At 61.6% G+C, this 16,286-nt stretch carries 10 protein-coding genes and 1 pseudogene; 7 read left to right on the top strand and 4 right to left on the bottom strand.

Going from position 1 to position 16,286, the window contains the following annotated elements:
• Positions 1 to 73 precede the first annotated feature (73 nt).
• Together ACFUUZ_RS17565 and ACFUUZ_RS17560 are read right to left on the bottom strand one after the other, a co-directional pair.
• Positions 74 to 355, bottom strand: coding sequence for a hypothetical protein (locus tag ACFUUZ_RS17565; RefSeq protein WP_378697327.1), 282 nt, complete (start codon positions 353 to 355; stop codon positions 74 to 76).
• Entirely contained in the window at positions 352 to 537 is a 186-nt protein-coding gene (locus tag ACFUUZ_RS17560; RefSeq protein WP_378697325.1) for a hypothetical protein, read from the bottom strand. Before ACFUUZ_RS17560 ends, ACFUUZ_RS17565 begins: the two co-directional genes overlap by 4 nt.
• Positions 538 to 651: 114 nt before the next feature.
• On the opposite strand from ACFUUZ_RS17560, the pseudogene ACFUUZ_RS17555 reads away from it, so the two are divergent.
• From ACFUUZ_RS17555 to ACFUUZ_RS17545, 3 genes and pseudogenes are all read left to right on the top strand, one after another.
• Positions 652 to 1,808: pseudogene (locus ACFUUZ_RS17555) on the top strand (IS3 family transposase).
• A 217-nt stretch (positions 1,809 to 2,025) separates the two neighbouring features.
• Positions 2,026 to 2,412, top strand: coding sequence for a hypothetical protein (locus tag ACFUUZ_RS17550; protein WP_378697323.1), 387 nt, complete (start codon positions 2,026 to 2,028; stop codon positions 2,410 to 2,412).
• Positions 2,413 to 2,608: 196 nt separating this feature from the next.
• Positions 2,609 to 7,648 carry a hypothetical protein gene (locus ACFUUZ_RS17545; protein ID WP_378697321.1) on the top strand — a complete coding sequence of 1,680 codons (5,040 nt, stop codon included), beginning with the start codon at positions 2,609 to 2,611 and terminating at the stop codon, positions 7,646 to 7,648.
• A 129-nt stretch (positions 7,649 to 7,777) separates the two neighbouring features.
• On the opposite strand, the gene ACFUUZ_RS17540 is transcribed toward ACFUUZ_RS17545, so the two are convergent.
• Positions 7,778 to 8,908, bottom strand: a complete 1,131-nt coding sequence (locus ACFUUZ_RS17540; protein ID WP_378697319.1) for a hypothetical protein — start codon at positions 8,906 to 8,908, stop codon at positions 7,778 to 7,780.
• 448 nt (positions 8,909 to 9,356) lie between these two features.
• Positions 9,357 to 10,157, bottom strand: a complete 801-nt coding sequence (locus ACFUUZ_RS17535; protein WP_378697317.1) for an HpcH/HpaI aldolase/citrate lyase family protein — start codon at positions 10,155 to 10,157, stop codon at positions 9,357 to 9,359.
• 204 nt (positions 10,158 to 10,361) lie between these two features.
• Between ACFUUZ_RS17535 and ACFUUZ_RS17530 the strand changes: the two genes are divergently transcribed.
• From ACFUUZ_RS17530 to ACFUUZ_RS17515, 4 genes are all read left to right on the top strand, one after another.
• Positions 10,362 to 11,693 carry an LLM class flavin-dependent oxidoreductase gene (locus tag ACFUUZ_RS17530; RefSeq protein ID WP_378697315.1) on the top strand — a complete coding sequence of 444 codons (1,332 nt, stop codon included), beginning with the start codon at positions 10,362 to 10,364 and terminating at the stop codon, positions 11,691 to 11,693.
• 63 nt (positions 11,694 to 11,756) lie between these two features.
• A complete protein-coding gene (locus ACFUUZ_RS17525; protein ID WP_378697313.1) occupies positions 11,757 to 12,797 on the top strand; it encodes an ABC transporter substrate-binding protein in 1,041 nt (346 codons plus the stop codon).
• Between the two features lie 109 nt (positions 12,798 to 12,906).
• Positions 12,907 to 14,496, top strand: a complete 1,590-nt coding sequence (locus ACFUUZ_RS17520; protein ID WP_378697311.1) for an ABC transporter permease — start codon at positions 12,907 to 12,909, stop codon at positions 14,494 to 14,496.
• A 28-nt stretch (positions 14,497 to 14,524) separates the two neighbouring features.
• Positions 14,525 to 15,649, top strand: coding sequence for an ABC transporter ATP-binding protein (locus ACFUUZ_RS17515; RefSeq protein ID WP_378697309.1), 1,125 nt, complete (start codon positions 14,525 to 14,527; stop codon positions 15,647 to 15,649).
• Positions 15,650 to 16,286: the final 637 nt, after the last annotated feature.

The raw sequence follows: 16,286 nt of genomic DNA, 5'->3' as shown, positions 1-16,286 counted from the left end.
GCGCCTGGCTGGTGTTCGAGTAGCGCGAGCAGCGGTGGATCCGCGTCGAGCCCGGGAACTGTGGCGGGTGCTGTTAGGTGGTCGAGGTGGGTGGTGTCATCTCGGCGGGGTCGAAGTCGGCGTTGCCGTGCCCGTCGGGACGGCCCTGGGCTTGTGCCCCGCACACGCGGCAGACGAGCCAGACGGTCTCGTGTGCGACAGTCTTCGTGGCGACGCCGGCCAGGGAGAAGGTGCCGAGTGGCTGTGTGGTGAAGCGGGCTTCGATGTGCAGGGCGTCGGCGGCGCAGGCAGGGCAGTGTTTGCGTCCCTGCAGGTCTTTGGCTCCCGCCGGTGCAGGCGGGATCGCTGCGGTCATCGGTGGCTCCTGCCTGTGGGTGGTTCGATTTCAGTGAGGACACCGAGGGCTCGTCCGGTGCGCAGGGCGAGGCTGCGGTCGTGGGCCAGGGGGCTGTCGGCGAAGCCGCGGCAGATCGCGCCGGTGGTGTCGAGGGTGTTGTGGCAGACGATGTGACCTTCGTAGGCCAGCGTGTCGCGCACCAGTTCGGCAACCTGAGGTTCCCCCGCTTTGTTGGAGGGGTGTGATGTTCCCCCGGTTCCTCGGAGCTGGTTTGCTTGACTCTTGGTCACGGACTCATCGAAGGAGAGTTGTTCGTGCCGAGGCGTTACCCCGAAGAGTTCCGTCGTAAAGTCCTGGACCTGGTCGCAGCAGGGCGACCAGTCGCGCAAGTAGCCGTGGACCTGAGTATCAGCGACCAGACGATCTACACCTGGCGCAAGCAGGAACTGATCGACACCGGCCAGTTACCGGGCGCGACCAGCGTCGAGCAGTCCGAGCTGACCGCGGCCAGGCGCCGCATCCGCGAGCTCGAGCACGAGGTCGCGATCCTGAAGAGGTCTCGTGAGCTGCTCAAAGAACAGGGCAACAGCCCAAAAGGCGGTACGCGGCCATAGCCACCATCGCCGAGGAGGGGTTGCCGGTGCAGGTCGCGTGCCGGCTGCTGGATGTCTCGGTGTCGGGCTTCTACCACTGGAGATCACGCCCGCCCTCCCAAAGATCGATCCGCCACGCCTGGCTCACCGACCAGATCCGCGCCGTGCACACCGCCTCCCGCGGCACCTACGGCGCACCACGCGTACACGCCGAACTCACCCTCGGTCTCGGGATCGGTGTCGGCTACAACCAGGTCGAGCTGCTGATGGCCCGAGCCGGGATCAAGGGCCTGCCCGGGGTCAAGCGCGCCCGCCCCCGGCAGCAGACACCCAGCGCTGGTGACCTGGTCAACCGGGCATTCACTCGCACGGCGCCGGACCAGCTCTGGGTCACCGACATCACCGAGCACTACACCCGGGAAGGCAAGCTCTACTGCGCGGTCGTGCTCGATACCTACTCCCGGCGGGTGGTCGGCTGGTCGATCGACTCGACCCAGACCGCGGCGCTGGTCACCAACGCCCTGGGCATGGCGATATCGAACCGCTCACCACGCCCGGGAGCCACGATCATCCACTCCGACCACGGCGTCCAATTCACCTCGTGGGCGTTCACCGAACGGGCACGCACATCCGGGCTGGTGCCCTCGATGGGGTCGATCGGCGACTGCTACGACAACGCCGTCATCGAATCCTTCTGGGGCAGAATGCAAACCGAGCTGTTGAACCGGCGACGATGGCGGACACGGATCGAGCTGGCGAACGCGATCTTCGAATACCTCGAGATCTTCCACAACCGGCGCCGCCGCCACTCCGCCCTGGGCATGCGCACCCCGATCGAATACGAGATGATCCCATCACCCATCCAACCCGTGGCCTGAAGTCCAGTATCTCGACTCCACGAAACCGGGGGAACATCAAGTGAAAGGCGGGCGTCTTCGCTGGTTGCATGAACGCGCGCCCCTAGGCAGGCGTTGAGACCCGCGATTCTGGGCGCGGCGGTCGTGGGATTTCCGCGGCGCTTGCGCTCAGGGTGCTGGCCGGGTCCTCTCAGCTGCTTGCGACTTGCTGGGTGGTCTTGCAGTGCTCGGTGCTGCGATGCTGGCCAATCTCATCGGCATGGACAACCGGGCGCAGACTGAAGCCCATCACCGGATGGACGGTCGCCGCGATCGTGAACAGGCCCTACGCGAGCGGCACGCCGCCAGCGCCGCCGAATTCGCCGAGGATTCGGCTGCGATCTGGCAGGCCGAGGTCTACGGCTGGCCGCACCCGCCGACGACTGGCACGTCTTCGGAGACGATGAAGAGCGACAGGTCTGCATCGACCTGCTCACTGGTACCTGCGGGTACCGCCGACCGAAACCACCGACGATGGACCAAACCGGTCCGATCGCGGGATGTCGCCGGCAATCTGCGGCATTCTCTCCCGGCGCCGCGGTGCTGGTCCTACGCAGCTGGTTCGGCATTCAGTTGTGGTGTGTAGGCACAACCACGGTGCATGCCGATCGACGCGTCCGGCGCTACCGGGGCCCAGGCTCAGGTGCCAAGAGTTTGCGCAGACCGCACGATCGGGAGCCGTTCCAATCGAAGCTTCAACGGAGCCTCTGCTACCGTTGCTTACTCATTGCGAAAGTCACTCGGACATCAGCGTATGGAAGCGACACGAGGGATGAGACTGCGTGAAGGTCGATCCACTGGAGCAGCCGCCGGTGGGTGAAATTGAGTCAACCGAGGCCGAGGAACTCGCCGGGGCTACGAAACAACTGAACCCCTACTCCGGCGGTGGTGGAGGATCGACGTTCGCTCATTACGTCGCCACACTCTATGTAGCCCGAATGATTCTGGGGCAGGGCTGTCTCGAAACAGATGACCTACCGGTGCGGCAAGTACATTTTCAGGTCGCGGAACACGCGGTTGATGATCTACTCGTCGTCGGCCAATCCGGCGATGACGAGATCCGGGTCATGATAGCTGCCCGGCGCGCTCCCAACTTCGTGAGGAGCCATTCCAAGACTCGAGCTCTGGTCGCATCCCTGGTCGCCGAAGCGGAGCAGACCGAAGGTCAAGATCGAACGCGTATCGCAGTCGCAGTTGCTGGCTGGACTAGCGCATACGATAGGTTGCAAGAACTTGCGGTTCTTTCGCGAGAAAATCTCATGGAAGAAGAATCTTTTTACCGGCAGATCCACACGCCCGGGCGACGGAATCAGGCTCTCCGTACTCGGTACAAGCATCTGTCCGACCTGATTAGAGACGGTCGAGCTTCGGCGCCGTCCGAGGCGGAGGTACGTCAACTTACCTGGCGACTCTTGAGACGATTATGGATAATCCAGTTCAGGGTGGAGGTCGCAAATGAGAGGGACTGGTCTGACGTCAGCAATGATTTAGAGAGATTGGTCCGTTCACCTTACTCTGGCGCCTACCTGCGAGATAAACTATTCCGGCTGTGCGCGAAATGGGATCTATTGGGTGTTGAGATCGACGAGCGCGTAGTTCGTCATCATATTGTAAATATACTCGGAGAGGGCACTCGATCTTTCAACCGTCTTCTCGCCACGCTCGACGATGCAGAAAATTTTGCGCATCGATCGGTGCGGTCGACGATTGGAAGAGCGACCGGTAACGGACTAGGCACTCGGGTTGATCGAACCGATATCGCAGCGGATCTAAAGAGAGCACTGGCGCAGGCTGGGACTGACGGTTGTGCGCTGATCGTCGCAGGCGAATCCGGTGTTGGCAAAAGTTCACTAGTACTGTCGACGGTCCGCGAGAAGATAAAGGAAGATCCCGATAACTTCGATGCCATCGTAATCAATCTTCGCCACCTAACCGACTCAACTGCAGAGATGCGGGCAGCGGTCCGAGAAGCCATCAACACCTCGCTCAAGAACTCTCCTGCGGCGATCAGGCTTATTGTGGTAGATGCGGCAGACATCTCGCTCCAACGAGGCAAGCTCTATCTCGAAGATCTGATCAACGAGGGACATGCAACCGGCGCAGGACTGGTCGCGGTTTCGGCAAGCGTAGCAGTCGAGCATGTCTACGGGCAGATAGGCAACCACTACAGGACGGTCCATACCTTCGACGTTCCTCCGCTCAGCGATTCAGAGTTGGAGTGGGTGGCTCGCGAGGTTGCACCGCTTGGTGGTCTCCTGCGCAACTTGCCGAAGCGGTCGCTGCTGCGGCGCCTGGTGGTTCTGGACCTTCTGTCGCGTGCCCGGCCTCAAATCGATGGCCTACTGACTGGCTGGACTTGCCTGCAAATCGTTTGGCGTGGGCTCGTCCGACAGCATGAGAACAGCGAGTTCGGATCGCCCGAAGGACGCGAGGAAGCGCTTCTAGCACTTGCCGAGCGAGAGCTAGGGCTATCAGGGCGCCCGCGTTCCTCAGTCCATTCATCTGTAATCGACACCCTTCGAAGAGATCATCTGATCGCCCCGTCGGACTTTTACGACCCCGAACCGCGTTTTGCGCACGACGAAGTGCGTCGCTATGCCGTCGCTCTCGTGCTCGTGCGCTCCAGAGCGATCGCCCGCACTCTCGAGGACGCCGACGTGCCGAGGTGGGCAATGCCAGCCGCGCAGCTGGCTTGCCAAGGCTGGTTGCAGCAGCCCGGGGTAGAACCCGATGCTTCGTTCAGGCAAGTCGCTCGAGACTTCGCCCATCTCGGTGCTCGGCACGGACCTAGGTGGGCCGATGTGCCAGTCGAAGCGGCGTTGGAGTCACCGCACGCGTACGAGCATCTCAAGGTTCTCCCCCTGAATGTCTCGGACAACGCAGTACTCGGGTTCGACGACATCATTCGAGTTGCCGAGCAGCACCAGACTCTCGGAAACCTCTTGGACATCGACCGCGCCGAACCGGTAGTGCGGGTTCTGCTGCAGCAGGAGAACGCCTGGCTACACGTCGAGAGCATTTTCACCTTCATCGCCGCTTGGCTGCACGCGCTGATCGTGGCTGAAACGCCAGAAGGTGATGCTACACGTCATTACTTGCGCGCCCAATTGACCTCCTACTGGCAGCAACACTATGAACCACTCGCAACAGAACACAACAGTATCGACGAACTTCCCCCCGTGAGCCGTCGGTTCCAGAGACTCCGCCGCCCACAGCGTCGACAGCGCGGAGATCTCGACTACAGACTCACGAACGAGAGGCTGATTGAGCTGTATGCCGCGCTTGGCGCGGACATTGATATGCGTGTGGAGGAAATCCTCCGCGAGATAGCGGAGCGGGCGCCTGGGTTTCTTGCGCCGGCGGTCGACTCGCCTTTGAATGCACGGGGGATTTCGCAGCACAGCATCGACCTGTTGCAGGTTCTCATGGAGCGATACTATATCGATCTAGAAACCGACAGCGGAGGTCTGCGCGAAGATGGCATTCGAGAACACTGGGGTCGGTGGTCCCCGATTGGCCCTCCGTTCGCTGCCTACTGGTACGGCGGATTCTGGCAAATATTCCAACGGGGAAATCTGGCTCGATCTGCCTCCCTGCTCAACAATATTGTAAATCATGCAGTGCGTTATCGGGTGTCAGAAATCAAAAATTCGCGGTGGGTGGAAGCATCAGATCTGGATCAATACACCTACACAATGCTCATTTCGGGCGAGCAGCGCACATATGTCGGCGATAGTGGAGTATGGAACTGGTACCGCGGCACTGCGGGCGGACCCTATCCGTGCATGAGCGCGCTGCAAGCGATGGAACGTATTCTTGATCTTCTCCTCGAAGCGGGAGCTCCCATATCGGTGATTGTTCGAACTCTCCTGATGGACTGCGAGAACCTCGCCGTGCCAGCATTGCTGCTCGGAGTTATGATCCGGCACATCGAAGTATCTCAGAACCAGATTGAGCCTTTTCTCGCGGAACCAATAATTTGGACCTTCGAATCTGGTCGCATCGCTCACGAGCACTTTGGAGCTATGTCGCCTGACAGTGGCGAACTCGCGAATTCTGAACGTCGCCGAATGTATCTACGTGACATATGTATGCGAATGGTCCTCGGTGCCGGTGAAGACCAGCGCGTCCGACTGCGTGTAGTCGGACGTCTTCTCGCTCAGCGTGGGGAGAGCCTAGGGATGGGCGCCGAGGTTGAGGCTTGGGCGGCAAACCTGGATTACGATAGGTATCGCTTTTATCGATCCGGGGGCCAAGTTGTCGTTGAGGTCGAACCTCCGGAGCATGTAGCTCGATGGCAGGCGCAGTGGCAACCGGGACTGGACCGAACCAACAGTTTATTGCGCCTCCAAAACCGTTACTCTGCTATTCATCGACTTTCAGGTGCAGATTATTCAGAACCGACAGTTGACGAAATCGCTGCAGATCTAATCCTGGCCGAAGATCTACTCGGGTCGCCCCCGCCGATGGCGTCTTCTGATCCTCGCGATTCCGCCGCCCACGTTGCGGCCGCGGCTATCGAGGCTGCAGCGAACTCGAGTGCTCCCATTACTGTGCCTGGAATGAATTTCGCCGTCAAACTTATCGTATCAATCGCCTCGGCTTTCGCGGACGGAGAAGACTGCCGGGACGAGGGATACTATTATGCACTCGGCGCCGATCGCGGCGCAGCGGCAGCGTTACCTTTGCTGCTCCTTCCTGACCTATCCAGGCATCTATCTTCTTCTGGACTTGCAATATCCGATGTACAGAATGCAGCTTCAGCGCTGACGAGGAAATCCTCCGAAGAAACGCGCCTGTATCTCGCGCGGGGGTGTGATCGCCTCTGGGTGAGCCCGTGCCACGGGAGTCCATGTCTTCATCATGTCGCGCTCAATTGGCTGATGGATACTGCGCGATCCTCCGAAATAGGGCCATGGGATTCCGAGGGGCAGAGTCGAACGATCACCCGAATTGATGCCGATTTGTTCGATCGGCTCCAGCAGCTTGCCGACGATTCGATCGACTCTGCGGCACTCGATGCAGCAATCAGAGGTTTCGGTGCAGCTGCTGCGGGAGATAATTGCGTGGCAGAATACGCTACCGCTAAACTTCTCGTTCTGCTACAGACGCAGCGGCGAGCAATGACTGCCCAGGACGACGAAGGTTACTCGGTCGATCATAATCAATACCAATCACTCGTAGCGGCGCGCGCTCTCGCTCAGGCAGCATTAGATGTAGGAGCCGTATTCGATCACATCACCGATCTTCGTGGTAACGCTCACTTATTGGCAAGCTTTCTTCAAATGTATTCGGCAGTCGGGGCCGAATCTCCAGAATTGGGAAGCCGTGTTCGGGCGACCTGGCCGGCAATCATGGACCATTGCTTAACGCTCTCAGCTGGAACGCCTGACCCCTACTCCGACTCAACTTGGGGCGATTGGGCGATAGCTGCACTGATGCCCCGACCCAGGGCATGGATGGATGGCCTGTACAACGAGATTGGGAGTCCACCGTTTGACTGGGTGGTTGCGGAAGACTTGATTGATGTGATCCCGAAATGGGTTCAAGTGGCTAGCGGTCGACGCAAGTGCGTCGACGACTTCATATCTGTTTTGCATACCCTTTCTGCTCGCCGTCAAGTTCATCTGGGTTTGGAATGGGTTCGCGAACTGTGTGTTGTGAACGGAGTGGTAAAGGTCTCCGCATCGCTTATCTTGAATGAATGGCTTATCGGTGTGAGAGGAGCGGCGGAGGTTAACGATCGTATTCCCGAATGGCAGAGCTTTGTAGACTCTTTGGTCGCAGCTGGTAATCGGTCACTTGCCGAGTATTCGAGGTAGACCGGGGTGGTGAAGTTACTGCTAGTGCACTAACTGGGATTCCTCGAAGTCCAGCATCGCCGGATTACTTCAACGAGTCGAACAGTGCTGTGGCATAACGTGCCGAGAATCAAATCTGGTCGGCAATATTTACTGCGCGGTAGGCTCGACTTGAGCCGGCCTGGTGCTACCCGCGCCTCGCAATAACGCGCGTCCGGCCGCCAGGCTCGCGTGGATCATTGGTGCAGTGATAGGGACGCTGCCTTCGCCCCTTCGTTGCACAATGCTGATGTAAGCACCTTCGGTGCGTCCATCTTTTCTGATTGCCCCGTGCACTAGAAAAGGTTTCATCTCTTCCCCCTGAGGGGGTATGTCGATGAGAATCAATGAAGATAGTTCCGAGACCGGAACTAGGTCGATTCGTAGTCCGAAAGGCGGCGGGTACACAAGTTCGTTGAGTACCTGTAGGTATCTGGCGTTGCGACCGGGATCGGCGGGGACGCCACGGATCTTCGTGATAACCTCGCCGCCTGGTACCCGCTTCGCATGGGCGCCGATGATGATCAAGCCGCCCTCCTCGCTGTTGCAGAATCGGGAGACGGACTGTGCTAGCGAGATCTTCCCTTCGAGGGTCGACAGATCATACTCATGTGATTTTGCATCAAGCCAGTTTCCCTCAGGCTGTCCCACCAGCAAATTGGCTGCATTGCCTCGTATTAAATTGGCAACGGTCGATCGATCGATCGTCGATGTAGTGAAAGCGTCACACAACTGAGTTGCATCATCTGCGACTGAATAGAGTTCTCTGGCCGACCGCCCACGCCACGCTGCTTGGATACGAATGCGCAAGAAGAGGGAGAGTGGGTCGGAGTATCTGTCGTCAACTTCAATCGAGTGCAGCGATGCGCGTTTCGCTGCTATCAGGGGATGTAGTAGCTCCCGTGTCTGGGAGATCGCTAGTTCTTCATTACCATCTTCAGGCCAGCTGACTTGCTGACTGAAAGCAAGAAAGAGGTCTCCACCCTCGGATTCGAAGCTGATATTGCCGAATGGACCGTAGTCGTGATCGAGGTAGGCGAGAGACACTGGAGAAACTAGAGCTTCCGCCTCGGCGATTTCGTAGTGCAATGAGGCCGACGCTAGCGCGTTTCGAAGATCGGCCGCCCGAATCGTAGTTAGCTCGTCTTCGATGAGGATCAGTTGACTGTCGACTCCTCCTCGACGCGTCTGGCCTCGAACTATCCACTCTTCCCGTGCGCGGGAGAAGCTGACGGATTTCATGCTTAAGCAGCATAGTCCGTTCTCCAATGAACTCGATCGGCGTAGGCGTCGCGCGCCCGCAGTGTTGCCCAGTTGACCGGCTACGCCTGTCGTCATACCCGAGCGGGACTGAGCGCGCCTGACGAGCGCTGAGTAGGTGGTTAACGTAGTCAGGGTCGAGGAGGTATTTGCCTCATCAACTGATTCATCGCGATCGTTGTTTTGATCGAACGCACCTACCAACGGCGCTGACGCCAGAATCGACTCGGCCGGATGACTCCGACCGAGCACGAAGCGATCATGATCGGGCAGCCGGACCGGCTGCCTGACCCCGCCACCTGTTCGTGCACCAGCCCCACGCTGTCTTCCCTTGGTGGTCAGAAGCTCTTCATTTTGAGGTCCTTCACCTTAAGGGGCCGAAGTTCCCTCCACTCCTTGCCGAAGCTCATTGGCCGCTGAGGGTAGCGCTTCATCCTCGCACTTCGTCGTTCCATGCCGTGATGGCTCGACCGAGGTGGCGGATCTCGGGGCCGGCCGAGACGAACCTCATACCCGCCTGGATGATGTCGCGCAGTACTCCGCCGTCTACGGGTACGCCGCCGATTCCCGCGAATTTGCCCGCGGTCTCGGCTGCGCCGATCACGCGTTGATAGGCGGCCCAGGCTTTCTCGCTTGCGTACTCGCCGGCGATTCCGATGTCGTTTGTGAGGTCGTTTGCGCCGACGAGCAGGATGTCGATTCCGTCGACGGCTGCGATCTCGTCGATGTTGTCGAGTGCAGTCTGAGATTCGATCATGGCGATGACGAGTGTCGCTGCATCGACCGCTGCGGTGGCTGTGGCGGTCGGAACTGTTCGATAGTCGAAGAACGGGAGGGCGGAGGAGATGCCTCGTTCGCCGCGGGGGGCGTAGCGAGCAGCGCACACTGCGGCTGTCGCGTCCTGCGCGCTGTCCACGTGCGGGACGATGATCCCGAGAGCGCCCCCGTCCAGGGTCGCGCCGATGTTCTCGGAGTACGCGGAGCGGACGTGGACGAGCGGCGTGATCCCCGCTGTCAGCGCGGTCAGATTTATCTGCGCGGTGGCGTCGTCGCTGATGGTGCTGTGCTCCAGATCGACGAAGATGGCGTCGAATCCAGCCGCGCGGGCCAGCATTACGATCTCGGGCGTACGCGCGAGCCGCACCGACAGCGCGGTGGCGAGTTCGCCGCGCCGGAGTACGTCGAGCACGGTATTGGGCACCTGTGGGGTATCGGCAGCAGAACGGGTCACCTGTTCTCCCTCTCGATCGTCGGCAACTGTTCCGGTATCGGCTGGTCGGACAGGACGACGTGCCACACCTGTGGGGGTGCGAGACGCTACGTGTTGTGCCGACGATGCTCTTCGGTCAGAATACGTGGAGCAACTGCCGTGTGGCGGTCGACCGTTGCGATGCAGAGCTTTTCGAGTTCAGGGCGAGGGGCGGGGTAGGCGGCGATGATGCATCTTGTCACGTGGCTTATGGGCAACAGCTACCACGCCGCAGGGTGGCGTCACGAGCTGGCCTGGGAGCGTACCGCTATGCGTCTGGACGTCCTGATCGAGGTAGCCAAGATCGCCGAGCAGGCCAAACTCGACGCCCTGTTCGTTGCCGACGGCAACGGTGTGCGGAACATGGACAGGGTCGGCCTGTTCGAGGCCAACACCCCGTCCGCAAGGCCCACCGTCTTCGATCCGGTCACTCTGATGGCCGCGATCTCTCAGCACACCAGCCACATCGGGCTGGTCGGAACGGCATCGACGACCTACGAGTCGGCCTGGGGTGTCGCACGCCGATTCGCCTCGCTGGATCACCTGTCGAACGGCCGGGCCTCCTGGAATGTCGTGACCGGGTCCAACGCGGGTGACTCGCAGAACTTCGGCATCGAAGCGCACCCCGAGCGCGGCGAGCGGTATGCGCGCGCTGAGGAATTCGTCTCGGCCTGCAAAGCACTGTGGGACAGCTGGGACGAAGACGCCTTCATCGAACGGAAGGACACCGGGCGGTTCCTCGACGCGACGAAGGTACGAACCCCCGACTTCCGTGGACGGCACGTCTCGGTCAAAGGCCCGCTGAATGTGTCCCGCTCCCCGCAGGGCCGGCCCGTGCTGTTCCACGCGGGCCAGTCCGAGGGGGGCAGGCGCTTGGCCGCACGGCACGCCGACTGCATCTTCGAGGCGGCGGCAAGCGTGGACGCTGCCCGGGAGTTTTACACCGACCTCAAGGGGCGGCGAGCCGATCTCGGGGGCGATCCCGACCACTTGAAGATCATTGTCTCTGTGGCGGTGTACATCGGCCGCACCGAGGGCGAGGCCAGAGGGCTCTACCGTGAGTTGAATTCGCTGATTAGTCCTGACCTCGGCATCGACTTCCTCGCTAAGGCGGTCTCGGAAGACCTGACCGGGTATTCGCCCGATGCTCCGATGCCGGATCTCAGCGCGCCGGTGGTCGGAGGGAACTCCATCCGGGGACAGCTCGATGCGATCGCGAAGGCCGAGCGGCTCACGGTCCGGCAGATGTACGAGCGCGTTGTGCCCACGATGGGCAATACGGCGCTGATCGGAACTGCGGTGCAGATCGCCGATGTCATGGAGGAGTGGTACACCACCGGCGCCTGCGACGGGTTCGTGCTGGGCGCGTCCATCAGCCCGTTCACGCTCCTGCTGATCCGAGACGAGCTCGTTCCCGAGCTGCAGCGGCGAGGATTGTTCCGCACCGAGTACACCGGGACGACACTTCGCGACAACCTCGGGCTACCTCCGGTCGGGAAGCCGACCCGCGCGACCTGACTGCGAAATCCTGATCTCACTGTCTTCGAACCCATCCCCTGAGTACCGCAGCGAAGGAACAGCATGTCCGCACGACTGAGAAGAATCGGCCTGATCCTCGTCGCGGTCCTGTCGGCGGCGAGCCTGACAGCGTGCTCGCAAGGCTCTCCCGGCGGAGACGGCACGCGCAGCGACACAGAGGGCACCTTGACCTGGTACACCGATGACGATGCTCAGGAAGTGGACCCTGTCGTGCGCGAGTTCACCGCGCAGACCGGCATCAAGGTGGTGCTGCTGGCCACGGAGTTCGTCGCCCAGCGGCTGATGTCGGAATCGGCCAGCGATGTCGCCACCGCCGACGTGATCTCCTTCGCCGGGGCGCCGAGTGTGCTCCAACTCGAAAGCGCTGGCTATCTCGCCAAGCTACCGGCGAGCGTGTCCGCGGCCTTGCCCGACCAGGACCCGGTCTTCGTGAGCGCGAGCGGCAACTGGTTCTCGAATCAGGCCTCGTCGTGGGGGGTGTTCTACAACACCGACCTGGTCGACGCGAGGCACGCACCGACGGACTTCCGGTCCTTCCTCGACCCCTATTGGAAGGGCAAGTTCTCGATCCCGATCTCCACCAACGACAGCTCGATCGAGGGCTATTACCAGATCGCTCAGGAGCCCTCGCTCGGCAGGGACTTCCTGACCGCTCTCGGCAAGAATGATCCGGTGATCTCCGGCAGCAGCGGCCAGGGCGTCAGCGACGTGATCGTTGGCAACCAGCTTGGCGGGATCACCAACGACAACGCGGTCTGGACCCAGATCCAGAAGGGAGCACCTCTGACCTTCGCCTACCCTTCCGGCGGGACGACGTTCTCGCAGAAATACAACGCGCTCACCACGAAGGCAACCCACCCCCGGGCCGCGGAGGAGTTCCTAAAATTCCTGGTGTCGAAGGACGCCGCGACGCTGCTGTCCGCGTCCACCGGCAAGCTGAGCACATTCCCCGGGATTCCGTCGACACCGGCCGGGCGGCCGACCATCTCCGAGGGGAAGTTCTTCCCGCTGCCCGCCCCTCAGAGCCTGGTCGACGCACAGCCCGCGATGGCACCCTTCCTGAAAGAAGCGTTCAACGAGTAGGCCCGAAGGATTGGTAGCGCGGCCGCGTCGGTCACGATGGCGCACCCGGGTCGGCCGCGTCTGGGTATGGGCCTCGACCGCGCTGCTCGTGCCGCTGATAGTGCTGCCCATGGCCTTCCTGGTCTACGGCTCCTTCCAGTCGGCGCCGCCCGGGCAGGCCGGATCCTGGACCCTGCGGAATTACGACGTCTTGTGGTCGGGCGAATTTTTCGATCTGGTGCTGAATAGTCTGTTCCTCGCTGGTGCCGTCACAGTGATCTCGCTGATACTGGGGGCGGCTCTGGCGATCGCGCTGACCCGCTGGAACGTTCCCTATGCGAGGTTCTTCGACGCGGTCACGATCACCCCGGCCTACATTCCTGCCTTCGTCGGAGCCATCGCTTGGTCGTTCTTGCTCGCGCCCCGGTCCGGCTACCTCAACGCAGTCCTGACGGCGCTGGGTCTTCCACCGATCAACATCTTCTCGTGGGGCGGAGTGACCGGCGTGCTCTCGATCTACAGCGTGCCTGTGGTCTACCTCAATCTGCGCCCGGCGCTCCAGTCGGTCAGCAGATCCGCCGAAGAGGCGGCACGGACGCTGGGATCGGGCCGGCTGCAAATCGCCCGACGGATCCTGCTACCCGCGATCCGACCGGCCATCCTGTCCGCCGCCCTGATCGTCTTCATCAACGCTCTCGCGGACTTCGCCGTCGTCGGAGTGCTCGGCGTGCGCGTCCACATCGACGTAGTCGCCTTGCGGATCGTCGAGCTCACGACCAAGGGCGTCTTCGACACCGGCCGCGCCGCGGTGCTCGGCCTGGTGCTCGCGATGTGCAGCGTCGTCGCCCTGAGCGTGATCGTGCGGGGCCTCACCCACCGCGACCTTGCTACCATCGGAGCCCGGCACAGTACAGAATCCGCCACAACCTCACGCGCGCTGAGCGCTCTCGGGTTCGCCCTGTGCCTGGGCTATGCGCTGATCACCGTCGTCCTGCCGGTCGCCGTGCTCGTGATCGGCTCGCTGCAGCCCTACCTCTCGACCACCTTCAGCTCCGGCTGGACTCTGGACAACTACGCGCTGATGGCCCGTTATCCCGGTGCGCTGCGAGCGATCACCAACAGCGTCCTGCTGTCCTTCCTTGCAGCGGGCGGCTGCGCGCTTCTCTCGGCAGTCCTGGCCTACGTCGTGGTGCGGCGTGGGGGACGATGGGGAGCGCTCGTGAACTACCTCTCGATCGCGCCGCTCGCGGTGCCGCACATGGTGTTCGCGGTCGCGCTGGTGTGGACCTGGGTGAGCACGAGTGGCCTCTTCTACGGGACCCGGTGGATACTGCTGGCTGCGTACATTGCCCTGCTCCTGCCATACTCGATGCGGGCCGCTGTGACCGCGTTCCAGCAACTCGACCCGGTCCTCGAGGACGCCGGGCGGATGTCGGGGGCGGCGCAGCGGCGGGTCATGCTCCGTATCGTGGGGCCCCTCGTTCTTCCGGGGATCCTGGCCGGTGCCACCATCGTGCTCTACCAGGCGATGAAAGAGATATCGGCCTCGCTCGTCCTCTACCCGCCCGGCGACCCCGTGATCCCGGTCGCGATCTGGAGTCTCAGTTACCAGGGGCAGTTCGCCCAGCTATTCGCGCTGTGCGTGGTCTACGTCAGCCTCATCTTCGCTCTCGTAGCCGGCGTCAGCGCACTCGCCCGTGGCCGGTACGCGAAGCCATGAGCACCGCCGAGCGAATGAGGAGAGACCTGTGCCATTGCTGACCATTCAGGACCTCGGGAAGACCTTCCGAAGCGGAGATACGGACGGCGCCGGGTTGCGCCGGCTCGACCTGGAAATCGAGCGCGGTGAACTGATCAGCCTCCTGGGCCCGAGCGGCTGCGGCAAAACGACCACCCTGCGATGCATCGCCGGTCTCGAGACGCCCGACCACGGCCGTATCGAGCTGGACGGCACCACACTTTTCGCCGCAGGCCGCGAAGCGAGGCGCCGAGAGGTGAATGTCCCGCCGGAACGGCGCGGCATCGGCATGGTCTTCCAGGACTACGCCCTCTGGCCACACATGGACGTCTTCGAGAACGTGGCATTCGGCCTACGCGGAACACGCCGATCCCGTGCCGAGATCTCCACCGATGCCGAGGTCGCGCTTCGCAGCGTGCGGTTGTGGGACCACCGAAACAAGCGAATCTCACAATTGAGCGGTGGGCAGCAGCAGCGCGTTGCCCTCGCGCGGGCGCTCGCGCCGAACCCGAAGATCGTCCTGTTCGACGAACCGCTGAGCAACCTCGACAGCCGGCTCCGAGACGACATGCGGGTTGAGATCCTGGACCTGCAACGCAAGACCGGAATGACCGCGATCTGGGTGACTCACGACCAAGACGAGGCATTGGCGATATCGACCCGGATCGTCCTCATGAACAACGGCCTGGTCGAACAGACCGGAAAGCCCAAAGAGCTGTGGAATCAACCCGCGTCCAGATTCGTCGCGGGCTTCATCGGGTCGCCAAACCAGCTGTCCGGCACGGTCGTCGCTACCCAGGACAGCTGCGGCAGAGGTCTTGCGCTTGAGGTCCACGGAGCACCACAGATCACGCTGCCCGAAGACTCGGGCTTGCAGCCGGGCGACCGTGCTTCCATCTTCATCCGGCCCGCCGCCATCACTATCTCGGACGGGTACGCCCGCGATCGGGCGAACATGTGGAAGACCTCTGTTGTGAACCAGATGTTTTATGGGGAGCACACCGTCGTCACCGTCGAGTTCGGAGATGTCGCTCTGCGCGTCCGGAGCGAATCTTTCCTTGAAACTGCGCTCGAAGATGTCGTCGTGCAAATTGACCCGTCCAGAATCCTTGTTTTTCGTCGGCACGACACCTGACTTAGCACCGCGGCCACAGCGCCCTGAAAACGTCGCCAGATGGGTGAAAGACCTGCGCGACTCGAAGCCGTCTACCATCACCCGGTCTCGACCGGAACCTGGTTCCCTGCCCGCCAACAAAGCGGGGTAGCCTCAGGGCGAACTGCGCGCTATAGCCGACCAGTGCGTTCCGTTCACCGTCGCTTGGGATCGGGTTCTTCGAAGGAGTCGGAGACATGGTTCAGGTGCCGTTCGTGTTGAGTAGTTCCCTCCATCATGAGCGGTGCCCCCGACAAAGCCGTCCATGAACACGACACGCTTCTATCTCACCAGGTGCGCACCCGAGGAAGGGTCCGGTGACGAGATCGGCGCGAGTGGCTCGCCCGTCGGTGGCTGTTCCTGCGGCACTGGCGGGCAGGTCCTGCAGGTGTAGCCGTGCCTGCGACCCGCCGCACCCGCTCCGGTCAACTCGGCCTGCGGGGCGGTCACATTCTGCGACTCGTCGTCTGCAACCCAGTGTGCTACCGCGACCGAATGTGACGCGCGACAACGAAAATCGCCGTTGGCGGAACGATCCAGTTGGAAGTTCGAAGTGTGTCTCTATGAAACCAACCGGCCTCGTTGATAACTCTGGCGGCAGGAATCTGCGGTTCGGCTA

This window comes from Nocardia sp. NPDC057353 (genome assembly GCF_042667085.1).
GTDB lineage: Bacteria > Actinomycetota > Actinomycetes > Mycobacteriales > Mycobacteriaceae > Nocardia.
This window is presented reverse-complemented; position numbering and strand designations above follow the sequence as displayed.